Here is a 16,929-nt window from a genome sequence, read left to right on the forward strand (position 1 = left end):
TCTCGTGACTTAGTGTTCGCCTCGGTTCTCGCCAACCGAGAGCGCGCAGATGCGTGACAGATATGTGTATGGCAGACCGGTCTCCTCGGCCCACGCGTTGAACTGTGCCTGCACCTTTGCGAGATCGCCCTTTGATTTGACCTCTTCGGCGATGTCGAGGCCGGCATCGCGCAGGCAGGCGACGACATCCCTGGAGGTGACAAAACCATCCCAGCCGACGAAGCGCAGCAGCATCTGCCCGGTGTTGCCGCCGAGCCGGCTGCCGCGCTTGGTGAGGAGATCGAGAAGGCCGACCTCGTTGGATGGCGGCCATTTCGCCAGAAACTTGCCGAAGCTGCCGTGCTCTTTCGCGATCTCCTGGACGAAGGCCGCGTTGTCGCGCACCGACATGATTTTGGCGCCGTTGCGCACGATGCGCGCGTCGCGCAAGAGGCCCTCCCAATAGTCCTCGGGCTGGAAGGTGAGCTTGGCCGGCTGGAAATGCAGGAACACCTCTTCAAATCCGTCCCATTTCGAATCGATCACGCTCCAGGCAAAACCCGCGCAAAACACCCGCCTGGTCATCTCGGCGAGGATGCGATCGTCGCCGAGCTTGGCCAGCCCCTTCAGGTCGGGCTTTTCGGGCATCAGCTTGTCCAGTGCCTTGGGGCCGCCCTTGCGTTTCTCGGCGCGGGCACGAATGGTCTTGAAGGAGGTCATGCGGATACGGGCGTTTGAGGATGCGCCACGACATCAGAATTCGATGACACGGTCCAGCCCCGCGGTGCCAGGCTACTTGCGCACGCCAATGCACCGCAGCATGCGGCCGGCCATTGGCCTGACGAAGAAAGCAGCCATTCTGGTCTGCTTCTTGCTTTGTAAATAACGTTTTGGAATTTCCAGACCTTTTCAAACCCGCCCATGGATTTTCAATGCGTTGCCTGGTCGTGGCCGATTTGCACTACTCGCTGCCGCAGCTCGACTGGCTGGCCAGCGCGGCGCCGCAGTTCGACCTCGTGATCTTCGCCGGCGATGCACTCGACATCGGCTCGATGGTGGATTTTCGCGCGCAGATCGTGGTGGTGAAGAAATACCTCGCGTTGCTCGCGGCGCAGACCCGCGTGATCCTCTGCTCCGGCAATCACGACCTCGACGAGCGCAATGCGGAGGGTGAAAAGATCTCGCGCTGGATCTCGGAGGTGCGGGAGCTCGGGATCATTTGTGACGGCGACAGCCTCACCATCGGCGACACGCTGTTCACGGTGTGCCCGTGGTGGGATGGCCCGCTGGTCAAGCAGCGCATCGTCGCGCAGCTGCGCGACGCCGCCGCCAACCGTCCGCAGCGCTGGATCTGGGCCCATCACGCGCCGCCGGCGAATTCACCGACGAGCTGGGGCGGCAAGCGCTTCTTCGGCGATGTCGATCTGGTGCAGTGGATCATGCAGTATCAGCCGTCGATGGTGATCTCGGGCCATGTGCACCAGTCGCCCTTCATCGCCGACGGCTCGTGGTTCGACCGGCTCGGGCAAACATGGGTCTTCAACGCCGGCCTGCAACCGGGCCGGCCGCCCACGCATATCGTGCTGGATCTCGCTGCGGACAAGGCGTTCTGGCTGGCTGCGGGCGAGGCGCAGTGGATCGACCTCGGCGCGCCGCTGAAGCGGCCCGCAAACACCGTCGAGGAGCCGCCGGACTGGCTCACATCCTTGGATCGGATTGCCGATCCGAGCCTGGCGACACCTCGAGCGGTGGCAGGTTGATCATGCTCTGGAGCACCTCGCCGACCATGGCGAGATGCGTGCCGTGGCCGGCATATTGCCGCTTGAGATCGGCCAGATAAGTGTTGGCGACGTTGAGCCGCTGCGCCAGCGTGCGCGCGAGCAGCAGCGCGACCTCGGGCCGCTGGATGAGGAATGACGCCGCGTCCTCGAACTCATAGATGACCGAATCCGAGCTGGCCCGCACCGTCGCGGTGTGCGGCAGCCCGAGCAGCACGGACATCTCGCCGAACACGGCGCCGGGCTCTGTGATGGCCGCGACCACCGTGTCGCCCTTGAGAACGTCGAGCTTGCCCTCGACGAGCACGTAGAGGTGGCCGCTGCTGGTGCCGCCCTCGGTGACGACCGACGTGCCGGCCTTGACCTGCCGCTCCGTTCCGCCGGTGCAATGATCCAGAACTGCGCGCATCGCCGATGCTCCCATCGCTGGGGAAATCCAGGCGATACTAGAGCACGATCCGTGCCAGGCGGCAACGCGCGGACGGCTATCGCGACAAGCGCTTTGCGAGGTGAACCGACTGCCAGTCTCCGAGGCCGGTATCCCGGAAGCCCGCCTTCTTTGCCAGACCGCGCATCTCGGCATTTGTCCGCGCAGTCTCGGCGGCGATCATCTCGTGGCCAAGATCGGTCGCACGCGTCTCCATCGCGGTCATCATCTGCAAGCCAAGGCCCAGGCGCCGGAACGCATCGGCGACCGAGATGGCAAACTCGCCATGCCGTGCAGGCGCATCATAGGCGTAGTTCGCTTCGCCGATGATGGTGTGCTGCCCATCCTGCCTGACTTCGGCGAGCAGGGTGAAATGACCGGGCCGGCCCGTCCTCGCCACGCATTCGGCCGCGACCAGGACGAAGTCGGTACGCGCGCCCATGAAGCGCTTGTTGCGCGACGTCGTGGACAGGCCGGTGAAATAGACCGACAGGTTCTCGACGTCGGATACGCTGGCGGTCCTGATGCAGACCATGCCCTTCGCTTCGACCAGTTCGACCGGCTCGACGACGGCTCCCGGAAACAGCTGTGACATGCGTGATGCTCTCGGCAGGTTGCGTGGACCGCACACCTAACCGAGACCGCGCTTCCGCGGCTTGGACACCACTGCCAATCATGCGGCTGAAAACGAACAGCTCGTTGTCCCGTGCCGTGCATCACACACGGGAGAGTGACGGCACCTCGTCGGGCATGATCGCTTGGAGGCCGCCGAAGCGGCGCTCGCGGCCGTGGAACGACGCCAGCGCCGCGGAGAGATCGCCCGCGTCGAATTCGGGCCACATCCGCTCGGTGAAGTGCAGCTCGGCATAGGCGCCTTCCCAGAGCAGGAAGTCCGACAGCCGCTTCTCGCCGGAGGTGCGGATGATGAGATCGACGTCGCGCAGGCCGGCTTCACCGGTGACGAGCTGGGAGAAGGCTTCGCGGGTGAGGCTCGTCAGTGCCGCCGCCTTCGCTGCGGCGTTGAGGATGGCATCGCGCGCGGAATAGTCGACCGCGATGCGCAGGTGAAGCGTGCCGCCCTGCGCGGTGGCGTCCTCCGCGCGCGCGATCGCATTGGCGATGCCGTCGGGCAGACGGTCGCGGCGGCCGATCACAGTGAGGCGCACGCCGTTCCTGGCGAGGCTCTGCACCTCGTTGGCGAGATAGAAGCGCAGCAACGTCATCAGCGCGGCGACTTCGGTTTTCGGCCGTCGCCAATTGTCGGTGGAGAAGGCGTAAAGTGTCAGCGTCCCGATGCCCTGCTTGGGTGCGGCCTCGACGATGCGGCGGATCGCCTCCACGCCGGCCTCGTGGCCGCGCAGGCGCGACAAGCCGCGGCGCGTCGCCCACCTGCCGTTGCCGTCCATGATGATGCCGACGTGAAGCTTCTCGTTGCGAGAGGTCATGTCGCTTTGCATTGCAAAGTCTCCGGTCAAAAAAGGGGGGATCAGGTCGAGATGATACCGAGACGGCCGAGCGGCGGCGCGTCGCGGCCGGCGGCCTTGGCGGCGTCGCGCACCAGCCGCTCGAGCACGGCGAGATAGTCGAGGAAGCGGCGGCGGCCGGCCTTGGTCAGGCGGCAGGTCGTGTGCGGGCGGTTGCCCTCATAGCCCTTGGTCACCTCGACGAGGCCGGCCTCCTGGAGCACGGCGAGATGCCGGCTGAGATTGCCGTCGGTGAGGCCGCAGAGCTGCTTGAGGTCGGCGAATGCCAGGCCCTTCGGATGCGCCATCAGCGAGGTCAGAAGCCCGAGCCTCGCCTTCTCGTGGATAACGCGGTCGAGCCCTTCATAGGAAAAGGGTGCGCTGTCAGTCTTCGACATCATGGTCTCCGGACGCGAAATACAGAATGCCCGCCATCACCGACTGCCCGATCACGAAGGGCAGCCCCATGGTCCACGGCGATAGCGTGTGAGTCCGGCTCGCGAGCACCACGACCGCGAAGCCGGAAATGAAATACCAGGCGCCGGCGAGCGCGACGGTGCGCGGCAGCGAGCGGACGGAAGCGAAAATGCCGAGCGACACCAGGATCTGCCACAGGCCGGGCAGCAGCCACAGCGTCTCGCTCGCGAACTTCCACATCACCACCGCGAGCAGCACGCCGGCGACGCCCGCGGGCAGGAACTGCTCGACCGCCTGATGGATCATGGCATCGGCCAGGCCGGAATGATGACGGCGCGAGCGCGCGCGCATCTCGATGCCGATCATCAGAACGGAGAGCACCGCGGCCATGAACCAGCCGAAGAAGAAGCCGACCGGCTCGCTTGTGGGATCGCCGAGCAGCCAGAATTGGAGGATTGCGGTAAGAAGCGCGACGGCGCCCGTCGCAGCGATCGTCGCCGGGCCATAACCGCGGAACGCCGTGCCCGCCGCAATCTGGTTGCGGATCGCCACGATGTCGGCCAGTGCCTTGTCGAGATCGCGCATTGGCAACGCCAAAACCCCGCTCCGCCCAATTGTCCGGGACCGCCCGCCCCGCTACTTTGTATTGCAAAGTATATAGCACCGCAAAGTAAAGGCAAGCCCGGCGAGGAGGTCCTGTCCGGACAAACAACTGCCGATTGCACTGCGTATCCTCCCGCGGATAAGATGGATCGAAAAGCATTATGGGGGGATGGTATGTGGCTTAAGTCGTTTGTCGTTGCATCGCTTTTGCAGGCGAGTGTCGTCGGAGCTGCCCATGCGAAAGGACCATTCGGCAGCGTCAATGTCGGCAACTGGATCGGCGGCGCCTTCAGCAATGACGAGACGGGCGCTTTCTCCCATTGCGCCGCGACGACGCCTTATGCGAACGGCGTCATCCTCGTCGTGAGCCAAAATGCAGCCGGCACATGGTCACTCGCCTTTGCGAGTCCCAGCTACCGCTTCAACAAGGGCGAGAACGCCGCGATCGACGTGACCTTTGACGGGCAGGAGCAAGCCAGGCTGTTCGCCACGGCGTACCAGCCCAACATGCTCACGGCCATCATGCCGGTCAATGTTGTGCGCACGTTTCAGAAGGCGAGCCTGATGGTGGCGACAGCCGGCCGCGCCGTTCTGAATTTCGATCTGACCTCGACCGGGCCGGTGATCGCCGCATTGGCCAATTGCGTGACCAAGGTGAAAGCCGACGGGCTCGACAAGGCCGGCGACTTCACCAAGGTCGCCGCCAAGCCGCAGCCTGCGCCGGACAAGCAGGCGCCGCCGGCCGGCGGCAAAGTTGCCAGGGCCAAGACCGGCACCGGCTTCGTGGTCAGTGCGAACGGCCACGTCGTCACCAACAACCATGTGATCGACGGCTGTGTCGGCGACATCAAGGGCAACCTCACCGGTGAGGCCGCGATGGTGCTGCGCGTCGTGTCGAGCGACGTCAACAACGATCTCGCTTTGTTGCAGGCGCCGTCGACGACGACATTCAAGGACTTTGCGCGGATCCGCGATCGCTCGATCCGCTCCGGCGATTCCGTCATCGTAATCGGCTTTCCCTTCCATGGCTTGCTCACGTCGGACTTCACCGTGACGACCGGTATCGCGAGCTCGCTCAGCGGCATGCGCAACGACACGCGTTTCCTGCAAATCAGCGCGCCGGTGCAGCCCGGCAATAGCGGCGGCCCGCTGTTCGACACCACCGGTCAGATCGTGGGCGTGGTCACCGCAAAGATCCCCGCACTGCGCATCGTCGCTGCGACCGGCAACATTCCGGAGAACATCAACTTCGCCATCAAGACCGGCATGCTGCGCGACTTCCTCGACAATTCCGTGGTGCCCTACCAGACCGCCGAACCGAAGGGCGAGCTCAAGACCACCGACATCGCCGGCAACGCGCGGCCGTACACGATGCTGATCTCGTGCAACGGCACGGGGCAGGCCGACGCCAAGCGGTAGACTGCGCTTCAGCCTCCGCTGTCATGCCCCGCGACCCGGCTACGCCAAGGCTTTGCCGGGGCTTCAGTCTAGGGGCGCCGAAGCTTCAGCGTCGGCGGCGAGCGGGGCATCCAGTACGCCGCGGCTTCTAGATTCGACACGACCGTCTCGGAGTACTGGATCGCCCGGTCAAGCCGGGCGATGACACCGTTGGTGTGGGCACAGGGCACCCGCCGTCTCACCCGTGGCAGCACGCTCCCTTCGCCTGCGGCTCGTACTGGTCGCGCAGGCGGACCCAGTCCATCGGATAGGGCAGGCCGTCCTCGTGACGACCGAGCGGGGTGAGGTCGAGATATTGATAGGCCGCGTTCATCATGTCGAGACCGCGGGCGAAGCATGAATAGGTATGGAAGATCTCGCCGGCCTCGTTGCGGTAGAACACGCTGATACCGGGCAGCTCCGGACCGTAGAACGGCGTGGTGCCGAAATTGTATTTCGACACGCCCTTGTCGATCTGCTCGCGCGTGAACGAGACCTCGTAGTCGTAGTTGAAGTCGTTGCTCCCTGACGAGACCCAGTCGAAGGTCCAGCCCATCCGCTTCTTGAAGGCCTCGAGCTTGGCGCTAGGTGCCAGTGAGATCGCAACCGTGGAGGTGTCGCGCGCGGCGAGGTGCGGCACCATGCGATCGAGACCGTCGGCCCAGAACGAGCAGCTCTTGCACGCGGCCTCCCAGTCGGGTGCGAACATCACATGCTGCACCACGAGTTGCGGGCGGCCCCCGAAGAGATCGCCGAGCGTCACCTTGCCGTTCGGTCCGTCGAACACGTAGTTCTTGTCGACCTTCACCCAGGGCAGCGCGCGGCGCTGCTCGGCGAGGCGCTCCCGGGCCTGGCTGAGCTCCTTCTCATGCGCCAGGTGGGCCTTGCGGGCCGCGATCCATTGCTCGCGCGAGACGATCTGATGTTGCTGCACGGTATCCTCCTTGGTGTCAGGCGACGAAGGCGTCGAGCTTGTCGAGGCACGAGCTCCAGCCGCGCTGGTGATTGTCGCGTGCGGTTTCGTCGAAGAACTGGGCGTGATGGAAGATCATCAGCGTGCCGGCGCTATCCGGCTTCAGCGTGATCGTCACCAGCGATTCGCGCTCCGGCGTCGAATGCCAGGCCCAGGTGAACACCAGCCGCTCGTTCGGCACGACCTCGCGATAGATGCCGCCGGCCTCGAAATATTCGCCGTCGTCACCGGTGAAGCTGATGCGGTAGCGGCCACCGGTACGTACATCGAGCTCGGCGTCCAGCGTCGCCGGCTTCATGTTCGGCGGCCCGAACCACTGGACTAGCTGCGCGGCTTGCGTCCAGGCGGCGTAGACTTTCTCCGGCCGTGCGCGGAGCCGGCGCGTGAGCGTGAGGCTTGGACGTTCGTTTGGACGCTCGCTTGGACGTTCGGCTGTGCGGGGATCGGCGTTGACGGCTGCGTTGGCCATGTCTTGTCCTCCACGAAGGTGGCGAGGCGGTCGAACTTCTCGGACCAGAACTGCGCGTAGCGATTGAGCCAGTTCATCGCCTGCTCCATCGGCTGCGCGGTGAGCCGGCAGGACACCGTGCGTCCGGTCTTCTCCCGCACGATCAGGCCCGCATCCGTGAGCACGTCGAGATGCTTCATGATCGCCGGCAGCGAGACCGGAAACGGCGCGGCCAGCTCGCTCACCGACAGGCCGTCCCGCTCGCCGAGCCGCGCGAGAAGGGCACGCCGCGTCGGATCGGACAGCGCCGCAAAGGTCCGGTCGAGCGTCTCGCCTCTATACTTAACCATTTGGTTTAGTATAAACGTGAACGAGAAGGCGTCAAGCAGGAACCCGCGCGTCCGGATCTGCACGACTGCGTGATCAGGCAGTGCTCAGTGTGAGGCGCGACTAGTACGGACGAACGTACCGACCGCGTAGTGACGGCTGAAGCGGAGGCCGTACGGCCACCTGGGCAGGATTTTGCGCGCAATATCCCTTGCGGCCCGACGCGCTCATCTGACACTGCTCGCGGGTCTGATAGGAGCAGTCGCCGGGATAGCCGTATTCCGAGTTCTGAATGCACCACGCGTAATCATAGTCCGCGCGCGCCGGGCTCCCGCCAGCGAGCCACACAAGGACTATGGTGCCCAGCACAAATTGCGCCTTGCCCATGACCGACCTCCCATGTTCGCCGCGCGACATCCGACCTCACAGAGTGAAAGGCTCGCGGAGCCGGTTTATTCCGGAGCGATCGCGCAAAAATACGCGGCTGCGCAATGCGCGCGGCTAGTACGGTGCGACGGGCCGCGCGCGACGGTGCGGCCGAGGTTGCGGCTGCGGCGCCTGGCCATAGGCCACAAGCGGATTGGGCCCGCAGTACAGCAAGCGGCCGGAGACGCTGGCCTGGCATTGCTCATAGGTGCTGTAGGCACATTCGCCGGGATAGTCATACTCGCCGCCCTGGGCGCACCAGGGATAGTCGCGGGCCGCCGCGGGCGTGACGGTGACGAAGCCGGCAAGGACCGTCGCGCCCAGCGTCAGCAGCGCCAATTGCGTCTTGCGCATGATCCAGACTCCTCTCTTCACAGGGCGAGATACGCGCCATGTATCATCAGGTTTCGCCGCGCCGTTTTATTCCAGATCAACGGAACGAAGTACGCAAGAAAAAAGCCCTGCCAGGCGGCAGGGCTCCAATCTCAGGGATCACAAGATCGCTACTCGACCTTCAGGCCGGCGAACTCGACGACCTTCTTCCACTTCTCGGTCTCGGCCTTGATCTCCTCGCCGAACGCCTCCGGCGTCTGCACCCGCGGCTCGCCGCCGAGTTCGACCAGTCGCTTGGTCATGTCGGGCTCCTTCATGAGCGTATTGATCTCATTGTTGAGCTTGGCGATGATCTCCTTGGGCGTGTTCTTCGGCGCGCCCATGCCGAACAGCGCGCTGGCCTCGTAGTCCTTCACGGTCTCGGCGATCGCCTGCACGTCGGGCAGCTGCGGCGAGCGCTCCGTGGTGGTGACGCCGATCGCGCGAAGCGAGCCGGAGCGGATGTGCTGGATGATCGAGGGCATGTTGTCGAAGATCACCTGCACCTGGCCGCCGAGCATGTCGGTGATCGCCGGCGCCGCGCCGCGATAGGGCACGTGCTGCATCTTGCAGCCGGTCAGCGCCATGAACATCTCGCCGGACAGATGCACCGAGGTGCCGTTGCCGGACGAAGCCATGTTCACCTTGCCGGGATTGGCCTTCACATATTCGATGAACTCGGCGACGTTCTTGGCCGGAACGTCCTTGTTGACGGTCATCACGTTCGGCACCCGCTGGAACGAGGCGACCGGCGCGATATCGCGCACGAAGTTGAATTTGAGGTTGGTGTAGAGCGAAGCGTTGATGAAGTTGGCCGGATTGACCAGTTGCAGCGTGTAGCCGTCGGGCTCGGCATTGACGACCGATTCGGTGCCGATATTGTTGCCGGCGCCCGGCTTGTTCTCGATGACGAATTGCTGGCCGAGCCGTTCCGACAGCCGCTGACCGATCAGCCGCGCCAGGATGTCGGTGGCTCCGCCCGGCGGATAGCCGACCACCCATTTCACGGGCCGGGCCGGATAGTCGGCGGCAAGGGCCTTCGACAGCGGGGTGGCTGCAAGCGGACTGGCTGCGAGCAGGCCCAGCGCGGTACGGCGAGTGATCATCTCAAGGGTTCTCCCAACGTGTTGTTCTTGAAAGCCAGATGGCTTCAAAGTCGACGCGGTTGTAACAAAGCTTGCCGCAGGCGGAAAGTGCGCCCGGCGCATCACGACGAAAGGATAAGGCGTGCCGGTCAAGGTCGAAGCCCTCGATCATCTCGTCATCAACGTCGCCGACGTCGCAGTGACCGCCGAGTGGTACCGCAGGATTCTCGGCATGGAAGTCAAGGTGTTCGACCCCGGCGGCGGCAAAGCGCCGCGGACTTCGTTGCAATTCGGTAACCAGAAGATCAATGTCCGGCCGCGCGATGCCGACAAGGTGGAGTGGTTCACCGCGGACCATCAGACCGCCGGCAGCGAGGATCTGTGTTTCCTCACCTCTGCCGCGCCCGACGAGGTGGTGGCGCATTTGACGGCACAAGGCGTCGCGATCGAGGAAGGCCCGGTTCCCAAGCAGGGCGCCCGCGGCACGCTACGCTCGGTCTATTGCCGGGATCCCGATGGCAGTCTGATCGAGATTTCGTCGTACGAGGACGGTGGTCGATAGGGCCGCGCTGCCGGTCCAAGCGCCGTCATTGCGAGGAGCCCTTGCGACGAAGCAATCCAGACTGCCCCCGGCGGAGACAGTCTGGATTGCTTCGCTGCGCTCGCAATGACAATGGAGAGAGCGGGCGCTACACCTCCCCCGATTTGCTCCCCGCGCCATCCGATGGCAGGAAGACGCAATAATCAAAAGGCAGCCGCCATCAAGATGCAGGCTGCACGGGGAGGATTCATGCCTATCCAACAGACCGCAGCCGGACTCGTAGGACCGTTCGACGGGCTCGACGTGCCCTGGCTGCTGAAGCTGCGCGCAGAAGTGCGACGCGATCATGCGTTCCTGATCTGGGCGCCGTTCGGCGCGCCGGCGCGGCGCTGGAGCTATGGCGAGTTTCACGAGCGCGTCGGCGCGCTCGCGGCGGGGCTGGCGAGGCGCGGCGTGAAGCCGGGCGAATATGTGCTCATTCATCTCGACAATTGCATCGAGGCGCTGCTGGCCTGGTTCGCCTGCGTCGAACTGGGCGCCATCGCGGTGACCACCAACACCCGCTCGGCACCGGCGGAGATGGAATATTTCGCCGATCATTGCGGCGCGGTCGCCGCGATCACGCAGCCGGCCTATGCCGAGCTCGTCGCGCAAAGCTGCCGCAACATCCGCTGGCTGGCGGTGACCTCGCACGATGCGGGCGCGGCGCCCGCGCGAGCGGCCTCGCGCGGCGACAGTTTCGATGCACTGTTCGCCGATAGCGCTGACCGGCCGCTTCGCGCGACCGACCCGTTCGCGCCGTGCAGCGTGCAGTACACGTCAGGCACGACCTCGCGCCCGAAGGCGGTGCTATGGACCCACGCCAACGCGCTGTGGGGCGCCAAGATCAACGCCGCGCATGAGGACCTTCACGCCAGCGACGTGCACCAGACCTATCTGCCGCTGTTCCACACCAATGCGCTGGCCTATTCGATGCTGGCAACGCTGTGGGTCGGCGCCACCTGCGTGATCCAGCCGCGGTTCTCTGCGAGCCGCTTCTGGGGCGTCGCGCGCGAGCACGGCTCGACCTGGACCTCGACGATCCCGTTCTGCATGAAGGCGCTGCTCGAGCAGGAGATCCCGAAAGACCACAAATTTCGCCTGTGGGGCACCGCGATCAACGAGCCGCCGGCGTTTGCTGCGTTCGGCGTCAAGATGATCGGCTGGTGGGGCATGACCGAGACCATCACCCACGGCATCGTCGGCGAGGTTGACCAGCCCAACATCCCGATGTCGATCGGGCGCGCCGCGCCCGAATATCAGATCCGCATCACCGACGATGACGGACGGCCGACCGAGGTCGGCGACACCGGCAATCTCGCGATCAAGGGCATCCCTGGGCTGTCGCTGTTCGCCGAGTATCTGCACAATGAAAAGGCGACGCGCGAAAGCTTCGACGAGCACGGCTTCTTTCTCACCGGCGACCGCGTCGAGCGGCTGGAGAACGGCTTCATCAGGTTCGGCGACCGCGCCAAGGACATGCTGAAGGTCGGTGGCGAGAACGTCGCGGCCTCCGAGATCGAGCAGGTGATCGCGGTGGTAGCAGGCGTGCGCGAGGCCGCGGTGGTGGCGAAGAAGCACCCGATGCTGGACGAGGTGCCTGTTGTCTTCATCATCCCGCACGGCGGCGTCGCGGGCGCTGCGCCTGATCTGCATGATCGCGTGATGGCGGCCTGCGGCGCGGGACTCGCGGATTTCAAGGTGCCGCGCGAAATCAGGCTGGTCGACGACATGCCGCGCTCGACGCTGGAGAAGGTGGCGAAGGCGGAGTTGCGGAAGATGGTGGGGTGAGCGGCCGCGCCAAACGACGACTCTCGTAGGGTGGGCAAAGCGGCTTGTCCGCCGTAGCTCGAAGAGCGAAGGCGGAAGCGTGCCCACCATTCATGCAGCGAATGAGGATACATGGTGGGCACGGCGCGCGAGGGGCGCGCCTTTGCCCACCCTACGGCATCGTGCTCAGAACGATCCCAGCGCCACCGGCCGGAACGCCTGCAGCAGTTGCTGATCCAGCTTGCCGCCCATGCCTTCCATCATCGTGAAGGCGCGCGAGTGGGTGAAGGGCATGCGGTAGGCGCGCTTCTCCACCAGTGCCGCGTAGATGTCGACGATCGTCGTGACCCGCACGATGTCGCTGATCTGGTTCGACGACAGGCCGTTCGGATAGCCAGAGCCGTCGAGGAATTCGTGGTGATGCAGCACGACGTCGAGCATCTCCGGCGGGAAGCCGCCCTGCTCCGCGAGCGCGTCATAGCCGCGGCGCGGATGCTGGCGGACCTCGGCCATCTCCTCGTCGGTGAGCTTGCCCGGCTTGTCGAGCAGCACGGAGGGAACGAAGGCCTTGCCGACGTCGTGCAACAGCGCGGCGCGGGTCAGGCGACGCTGGTCGTCCTCGCGCATGCCGAGATGCTGCGCAAAGGCGACGGCGAAGCCGGTGACGAACAGGCAGTGGCGGTAGCTGCCGACATGATGGCAGCCGACGGTGGTGAGCCATTCGCGCAGCGATGAATGCTTGATCGCCTTCAGGATCTTGCTCTCGGCGGCGATGACGTCGTCGAAGGTCAGGGGCACGCCGAGCGGCAGCTTCTCGAACATCTTCCTCAGCACCGCATGCGCCGCCTCGACGCCGCGATTGAGCGTCTTGCCGCGATCGGTTGCGTCGTAAGTGGCGGTGTCGGGGAACGCGGCGCGGATGCGCTGAAGAATTGCATCGGGCTGAAGCGGCCGCGAGATCGTGTCGGTGGCGCCCAGTGCCCAGGCCTGCATGGTGCCGTGATGCAGGGCATCGGCGAGCACGAACAGCCGCGGCATCGTGCGATAGGCATCGCCGCGCAGCTTGTTGCGCACCCGCTGCACGCTCTCAGGCGAGCGCAGATTGATGTCGACCACGAGACCGGACAGATCGCGCGACGGCTGCTCGGGAATATCCTGCGTCGTCACCGTCGAAACGTCGCCCACGGCCTTCAGGATGCTGGCAAGCTCGGTGCTCTCGTCGCTCCGGTCGGAAGCGAGCAAGAGCCGGCGTTTGGCGGCGGATTTGGCTGGCGCGTTCATGGCTTCCCCAGAGCACGGGAGTATATTTGGCGTCAGCCTAAGCCGGATCAGGTTCTCCGGCCCTTAAGAGGCGTGCTCAACGGAACCCTCCGGAATTGGGTGCAATTTTAGGGATTTTGGGTCCCCGCCCTGCTTCCAGTCAAAACGGCGAAAACAACCCCATGCACAGTAGAACCGGCCTTGATGGCAAAGGGATATTTCAAGCACCCAACTTCGTCATGGCCGGGCTTGTCCCGGCCATCCACGGCCTTGGCCCGCGGCACGAAGAACGTGGATGCCCGGGACAAGCCCGGGCATGACGGTGAATGTGGGATGCACAGGATCCCAAAACAAATCCGCCGGAAGTTGCCCTCCGGCGGATCAGCTTACTTGGCAATTGCGCCTCGCCTCACGCCTTCATCGCCCCCTTCACGGCCTCGGCCGTGATCGGCAGGGCCCGGATGCGGGCGCCTGAGGCGTTGAAGATGGCGTTGCCGATTGCCGGGGCAATGACCGTCACAGCGGGCTCGCCGACGCCGGTGGCCTTTTCGCCGTTGGCGATCACGGCGACGGCGACCTCGGGCATCTGGCTCATGCGCAAGGGCGTGTAGCTGTCGAAGTTGGTCTGCTCGATGCCACCGTCCTTGAGCGTCGCCTTCTCGTACATCGCCAGCGACAGGCCCCACAGCGCCGCGCCCTCGACCTGGGCACGGATGTTGTCGGGATGCACCTGCGTGCCGACGTCGGTTGCGACCGTGAGCTTCTTCACGGTCACCTCGCCCGACGGCGCCACCGCGACATGGGCGACGCACGCCGTCCAGCTCGCGGTCGCGCGCTCCTGCGAGGAGACGCAGGCGACGCCCATGCCCTCGCCTTTCGGCAATTGCTTGGTACCGTAGCCGGACAGCCCCATCGCGGCGAGCAGCGTGTTGCGCAGCCGCTGCGCGCCGCCGTCGTTCTTGCCCTTGCCGTCGAGCAGCGCGATGCGGAACTGCGCCGGGTCCTTGCCGGTCGCAGCTGCGATCTCGTCGATCATGCTTTCGACTGCCCAGAACGTCCAGCCGGGCGCCACCGAGCGAAGCTGCCCGGACGGCGTCGCATTGTGCGCGAGCTCGTTCTTGATCGCGCGCACATAATGGTTGGGCACCGTGTAGAAGAAGTCGGCCCCGTTCACCGTGAAGGAATCGAGCGGGCCCTTCTTGTCGACCGAGGGCGTCAGGAAGTCGGGGATGCCCCAGCGCGCGGTCGGCCAGGCCGAGACGACGTCGTGGCTGAGCACTGTGAGCTTGCCGTCGCTATCCACGCCGGCCTTGACCTTCTGGTAGGTGAGCGGACGCGAGAAATCCATCGTCATGTCGTTCTCGCGCGTATAGATCACCTTCACCGGCTTGCCGATGGCCTTCGCCGCCTGCACCGCCGGCACCATCATGTCGGCATCGAGCCTGCGGCCAAAACCGCCGCCGAGCCACATCTGGTGCATCACCACGAACTTCGGATCGATCCCGGCGGCGCCTGCTGCAATCGCGCCGGAGCGCGTCGCGAACTGGTTGCCGGAATAGATGTGCAGGATGTCGCCCTTGAACTCCGCCGTGGCGTTCATCGGCTCCATCGGCGCGTGGATGTTGATGCTGGTGGTGTACTCCGCCTCCAGCACCTTTGCGGCCGAGCCGAACGCCGCGTTGGGATCGCCGTCCTTGACGAAGAACTGGCCGGAATCCTCGAGCTTCTGAAGCCGCTTGGCTTCGTCGAGCAGCGACTCGCTCGAGACCTTCGCGTTCGGACCGCCGTCATAGGCGATCTTCAGCGCCGCGGCCGCTTTCTTGGCGTTGGCATAGGTGCTGGCGACCGCGACGACCCAGCCCGATGTCGTGCCGGTCTTGTCGTCGAGGGTGATGGCCTTGATGAAGCCCGGCACCTTCTTCGCAGCCGAGTCGTCGACCGACTTCACGGTGGCGCCGAAGCGCACCGGCGGCGTCACCACCGCGCCATAGGCCATGCCCGGCAGCATCACGTCGATGCCGTACTTGGCCGTGCCGTTGGTCTTGGAGGGGATGTCGAGCTGCGGCACCGACACGCCGATCATGGTGTACTGATCCGGCGTCTTCAGCTTGATCGCCTTCAGCTCGTCCGGCGTGAAGGTCTTGGTCGCCTTGCCGCTCTTCACGACATCGGCGAACGACATCTGCTTCTTCGACTTCGGATGCGAGATCACGGAATCGCGCACCACGAGCTCCGACGCCGGCACGCCCATCGCGGCCGCCGCGCCTTCCGTCAATGCCGTCCGTCCGGCTGCGCCGGCCCGGCTCATCGCGTCGAAGTTCATCATGGTCGACCAGCTGCCGCCGGTGATCTGCGCACCCAGCACGGGGTCGTTGAACTTCGGATCGTTGGAGGCAAGCGCGACGCGCATATCGCTCCACTTCGCGCCCAGCTCCTCGCAGACAATCTGCGCCATGGTGGAGGCGATGTGCTGGCCCATGTCGGCCTTGCCGCAGGTCACGGTGACCAGGCCATCGGGCGCGATCGCATACCAGACGCTCGGCTCGAAGTTCGAAGGCGCAGCGAGCGCCTCACCGATGCCGGGCACGCCGGCATAGCCGAGCACGAGGCCGGTCGCGGCCGTGCCGACCAGGAAGGAGCGGCGGCTGAGATCGGTCGCCTCGGGTGTGACGGTGTTCACGTGCTTATTCATGTGGGCCTCCGTTCGTTGCCGGAGACGGATGCGGTGCGCATCTCGGTAGCGGCGCGCATGATCGCCTTCTGGATCCGCGAATAGGTCATGCAACGGCAGAGATTGCCGTCCATATGCGCCACGACCTCCTCCTTGGTCGGATTGGCATTCTTGGCCAGCAGCGAGGCCGCCTGCATGATCTGCCCGGACTGGCAGTAGCCGCATTGCGGCACCTGCTCGGCGATCCACGCCTTCTGCAGCGGATGATCACCCTTGGCGGAAAGGCCTTCGATGGTGGTGATCTTCTTGCCGGCGACATCGCCGACCATGGTCTGGCACGAGCGCACGGCTTCGCCGTTGACGTGCACGGTGCAGGCACCGCACAGCCCGGCACCGCAGCCGAACTTGGTGCCGGTCATCTGCAATTGCTCGCGGATCGCCCAGAGGAGCGGCGTGTCGTTCGCCGCATCCACGGACAGACTCCGCCCGTTGATGGTGAGAGTTGGCATAGGCGTCTTCCCCTGCCGGTGCATGAAGCCGCTTACGGCGGCAACTTGAACAATGGACGCCCACCGGGCTGGCGCCCACCTTGATCGCAAGAATGATCGGGTTCGCAGCCAGAGGCAAATGCAATTTGGAATCGATCGAAACTATCGCGGCAGCTCAGTGTTGTGCGTTGCGACAACGGCACCCGATGCAGCGACTGGACGCAACAGAGAATGCATCAGGCATGCGTGCCATCGCGTTCAGGCAGTTTCTTCCAGGTAACTTGACCGGCTAGAATGTAACCGCCGACGCGGATGCCCCTTCTCCCCTTGTGGGAGAAGGTGGCGCGAAGCGCCGGATGAGGGGTATCTGTCCGCGAACTCGATGGGCAGTTTCGCGTGCGGAGAGATACCCCTCACCCGTCTCG

Annotated in this window: 18 protein-coding genes and 1 pseudogene; 4 read left to right on the forward strand and 15 right to left on the reverse strand. The window is 64.8% G+C overall.

Features of this window, described 5'->3' with window-relative positions:
* Nucleotides 1-9 precede the first annotated feature (9 nt).
* Nucleotides 10-699, reverse strand: coding sequence for a DNA-3-methyladenine glycosylase I (locus AC1DW2_RS33130; RefSeq protein ID WP_166347674.1), 690 nt, complete (start codon nucleotides 697-699; stop codon nucleotides 10-12).
* Between the two features lie 212 nt (nucleotides 700-911).
* On the opposite strand from AC1DW2_RS33130, the gene AC1DW2_RS33135 reads away from it, so the two are divergent.
* The gene (locus AC1DW2_RS33135; RefSeq protein WP_166347671.1) at nucleotides 912-1,739 is read left to right on the forward strand and encodes a metallophosphoesterase family protein; all 828 of its coding nucleotides are present in this window, start codon (nucleotides 912-914) and stop codon (nucleotides 1,737-1,739) included.
* On the opposite strand, the gene AC1DW2_RS33140 is transcribed toward AC1DW2_RS33135, so the two are convergent.
* The 5 genes from AC1DW2_RS33140 to AC1DW2_RS33160 all read right to left on the reverse strand — a co-directional run bounded on the left by AC1DW2_RS33140 (nucleotide 1,678) and on the right by AC1DW2_RS33160 (nucleotide 4,649).
* Nucleotides 1,678-2,166: a Crp/Fnr family transcriptional regulator gene (locus AC1DW2_RS33140; protein WP_166347668.1), complete on the reverse strand. Its 489-nt coding sequence runs from the start codon at nucleotides 2,164-2,166 to the stop codon at nucleotides 1,678-1,680. The two genes, AC1DW2_RS33135 and AC1DW2_RS33140, sit on opposite strands and share 62 nt — an antisense overlap.
* Nucleotides 2,167-2,242: 76 nt before the next feature.
* Complete coding sequence (locus AC1DW2_RS33145) at nucleotides 2,243-2,779, reverse strand: GNAT family N-acetyltransferase (RefSeq protein WP_166347665.1); 537 nt, start codon at nucleotides 2,777-2,779, stop codon at nucleotides 2,243-2,245.
* A gap of 121 nt (nucleotides 2,780-2,900) precedes the next feature.
* Nucleotides 2,901-3,641, reverse strand: a complete 741-nt coding sequence (locus AC1DW2_RS33150; protein ID WP_166347662.1) for a di-trans,poly-cis-decaprenylcistransferase — start codon at nucleotides 3,639-3,641, stop codon at nucleotides 2,901-2,903.
* A gap of 29 nt (nucleotides 3,642-3,670) precedes the next feature.
* Entirely contained in the window at nucleotides 3,671-4,045 is a 375-nt protein-coding gene (locus AC1DW2_RS33155) for a winged helix-turn-helix domain-containing protein (protein WP_063985952.1), read from the reverse strand.
* Nucleotides 4,032-4,649: a hypothetical protein gene (locus AC1DW2_RS33160; RefSeq protein ID WP_028155350.1), complete on the reverse strand. Its 618-nt coding sequence runs from the start codon at nucleotides 4,647-4,649 to the stop codon at nucleotides 4,032-4,034. Before AC1DW2_RS33160 ends, AC1DW2_RS33155 begins: the two co-directional genes overlap by 14 nt.
* 192 nt (nucleotides 4,650-4,841) lie before the next feature.
* On the opposite strand from AC1DW2_RS33160, the gene AC1DW2_RS33165 reads away from it, so the two are divergent.
* The gene (locus AC1DW2_RS33165) at nucleotides 4,842-6,086 is read left to right on the forward strand and encodes a S1C family serine protease (protein WP_477008049.1); all 1,245 of its coding nucleotides are present in this window, start codon (nucleotides 4,842-4,844) and stop codon (nucleotides 6,084-6,086) included.
* Between the two features lie 217 nt (nucleotides 6,087-6,303).
* Here AC1DW2_RS33165 and AC1DW2_RS33170 read toward each other — a convergent pair whose 3' ends face one another.
* The 6 genes and pseudogenes from AC1DW2_RS33170 to AC1DW2_RS33195 form a co-directional block, all read right to left on the reverse strand.
* Nucleotides 6,304-7,038: a DUF899 domain-containing protein gene (locus AC1DW2_RS33170; RefSeq protein WP_441497869.1), complete on the reverse strand. Its 735-nt coding sequence runs from the start codon at nucleotides 7,036-7,038 to the stop codon at nucleotides 6,304-6,306.
* 16 nt (nucleotides 7,039-7,054) lie between these two features.
* Nucleotides 7,055-7,387: pseudogene (locus AC1DW2_RS33175) on the reverse strand (SRPBCC family protein); the annotation flags it as partial.
* Nucleotides 7,388-7,398: 11 nt separating this feature from the next.
* Nucleotides 7,399-7,875 carry an ArsR/SmtB family transcription factor gene (locus AC1DW2_RS33180; protein WP_477008050.1) on the reverse strand — a complete coding sequence of 159 codons (477 nt, stop codon included), beginning with the start codon at nucleotides 7,873-7,875 and terminating at the stop codon, nucleotides 7,399-7,401.
* A 100-nt stretch (nucleotides 7,876-7,975) separates the two neighbouring features.
* Nucleotides 7,976-8,269, reverse strand: coding sequence for a DUF3551 domain-containing protein (locus tag AC1DW2_RS33185; protein WP_321576601.1), 294 nt, complete (start codon nucleotides 8,267-8,269; stop codon nucleotides 7,976-7,978).
* Between the two features lie 84 nt (nucleotides 8,270-8,353).
* Nucleotides 8,354-8,632 carry a DUF3551 domain-containing protein gene (locus AC1DW2_RS33190; protein WP_247305812.1) on the reverse strand — a complete coding sequence of 93 codons (279 nt, stop codon included), beginning with the start codon at nucleotides 8,630-8,632 and terminating at the stop codon, nucleotides 8,354-8,356.
* 149 nt (nucleotides 8,633-8,781) lie between these two features.
* Nucleotides 8,782-9,756, reverse strand: coding sequence for a Bug family tripartite tricarboxylate transporter substrate binding protein (locus AC1DW2_RS33195; protein WP_071908968.1), 975 nt, complete (start codon nucleotides 9,754-9,756; stop codon nucleotides 8,782-8,784).
* Between the two features lie 121 nt (nucleotides 9,757-9,877).
* On the opposite strand from AC1DW2_RS33195, the gene AC1DW2_RS33200 reads away from it, so the two are divergent.
* Both AC1DW2_RS33200 and AC1DW2_RS33205 read left to right on the forward strand, forming a co-directional pair.
* Complete coding sequence (locus AC1DW2_RS33200) at nucleotides 9,878-10,297, forward strand: VOC family protein (RefSeq protein WP_441497868.1); 420 nt, start codon at nucleotides 9,878-9,880, stop codon at nucleotides 10,295-10,297.
* Nucleotides 10,298-10,525: 228 nt separating this feature from the next.
* Nucleotides 10,526-12,106, forward strand: a complete 1,581-nt coding sequence (locus AC1DW2_RS33205; protein ID WP_441497867.1) for an AMP-binding protein — start codon at nucleotides 10,526-10,528, stop codon at nucleotides 12,104-12,106.
* Nucleotides 12,107-12,271: 165 nt separating this feature from the next.
* Here AC1DW2_RS33205 and AC1DW2_RS33210 read toward each other — a convergent pair whose 3' ends face one another.
* The 3 genes from AC1DW2_RS33210 to AC1DW2_RS33220 all read right to left on the reverse strand — a co-directional run bounded on the left by AC1DW2_RS33210 (nucleotide 12,272) and on the right by AC1DW2_RS33220 (nucleotide 16,525).
* Nucleotides 12,272-13,366, reverse strand: coding sequence for an HD-GYP domain-containing protein (locus AC1DW2_RS33210; RefSeq protein WP_166066153.1), 1,095 nt, complete (start codon nucleotides 13,364-13,366; stop codon nucleotides 12,272-12,274).
* 388 nt (nucleotides 13,367-13,754) lie between these two features.
* Nucleotides 13,755-16,037 carry a xanthine dehydrogenase family protein molybdopterin-binding subunit gene (locus tag AC1DW2_RS33215; protein WP_477008051.1) on the reverse strand — a complete coding sequence of 761 codons (2,283 nt, stop codon included), beginning with the start codon at nucleotides 16,035-16,037 and terminating at the stop codon, nucleotides 13,755-13,757.
* Entirely contained in the window at nucleotides 16,034-16,525 is a 492-nt protein-coding gene (locus AC1DW2_RS33220; protein WP_014491023.1) for a (2Fe-2S)-binding protein, read from the reverse strand. The genes AC1DW2_RS33215 and AC1DW2_RS33220 overlap by 4 nt, the downstream gene beginning before the upstream one ends.
* Nucleotides 16,526-16,929 lie beyond the last annotated feature (404 nt).

The organism is Bradyrhizobium sp. P3_C3, from assembly GCF_056402655.1.

Bases quoted from the DNA above. Each gene is read 5' to 3' on its own strand.
- AC1DW2_RS33145 (WP_166347665.1), bottom strand. From the start codon at position 2,779: ATGTCACAGCTGTTTCCGGGAGCCGTCGTCGAGCCGGTCGAACTGGTC.
- AC1DW2_RS33160 (WP_028155350.1), bottom strand. From the start codon at position 4,649: ATGCGCGATCTCGACAAGGCACTGGCCGACATCGTGGCGATCCGCAAC.
- AC1DW2_RS33135 (WP_166347671.1), top strand. From the start codon at position 912: ATGCGTTGCCTGGTCGTGGCCGATTTGCACTACTCGCTGCCGCAGCTC.
- AC1DW2_RS33140 (WP_166347668.1), bottom strand. From the start codon at position 2,166: ATGCGCGCAGTTCTGGATCATTGCACCGGCGGAACGGAGCGGCAGGTC.
- AC1DW2_RS33180 (WP_477008050.1), bottom strand. From the start codon at position 7,875: ATGGTTAAGTATAGAGGCGAGACGCTCGACCGGACCTTTGCGGCGCTG.
- AC1DW2_RS33130 (WP_166347674.1), bottom strand. From the start codon at position 699: ATGACCTCCTTCAAGACCATTCGTGCCCGCGCCGAGAAACGCAAGGGC.
- AC1DW2_RS33220 (WP_014491023.1), bottom strand. From the start codon at position 16,525: ATGCCAACTCTCACCATCAACGGGCGGAGTCTGTCCGTGGATGCGGCG.
- AC1DW2_RS33210 (WP_166066153.1), bottom strand. From the start codon at position 13,366: ATGAACGCGCCAGCCAAATCCGCCGCCAAACGCCGGCTCTTGCTCGCT.
- AC1DW2_RS33155 (WP_063985952.1), bottom strand. From the start codon at position 4,045: ATGTCGAAGACTGACAGCGCACCCTTTTCCTATGAAGGGCTCGACCGC.
- AC1DW2_RS33165 (WP_477008049.1), top strand. From the start codon at position 4,842: ATGTGGCTTAAGTCGTTTGTCGTTGCATCGCTTTTGCAGGCGAGTGTC.
- AC1DW2_RS33215 (WP_477008051.1), bottom strand. From the start codon at position 16,037: ATGAATAAGCACGTGAACACCGTCACACCCGAGGCGACCGATCTCAGC.
- AC1DW2_RS33150 (WP_166347662.1), bottom strand. From the start codon at position 3,641: ATGCAAAGCGACATGACCTCTCGCAACGAGAAGCTTCACGTCGGCATC.
- AC1DW2_RS33185 (WP_321576601.1), bottom strand. From the start codon at position 8,269: ATGTCGCGCGGCGAACATGGGAGGTCGGTCATGGGCAAGGCGCAATTT.
- AC1DW2_RS33205 (WP_441497867.1), top strand. From the start codon at position 10,526: ATGCCTATCCAACAGACCGCAGCCGGACTCGTAGGACCGTTCGACGGG.
- AC1DW2_RS33195 (WP_071908968.1), bottom strand. From the start codon at position 9,756: ATGATCACTCGCCGTACCGCGCTGGGCCTGCTCGCAGCCAGTCCGCTT.
- AC1DW2_RS33190 (WP_247305812.1), bottom strand. From the start codon at position 8,632: ATGCGCAAGACGCAATTGGCGCTGCTGACGCTGGGCGCGACGGTCCTT.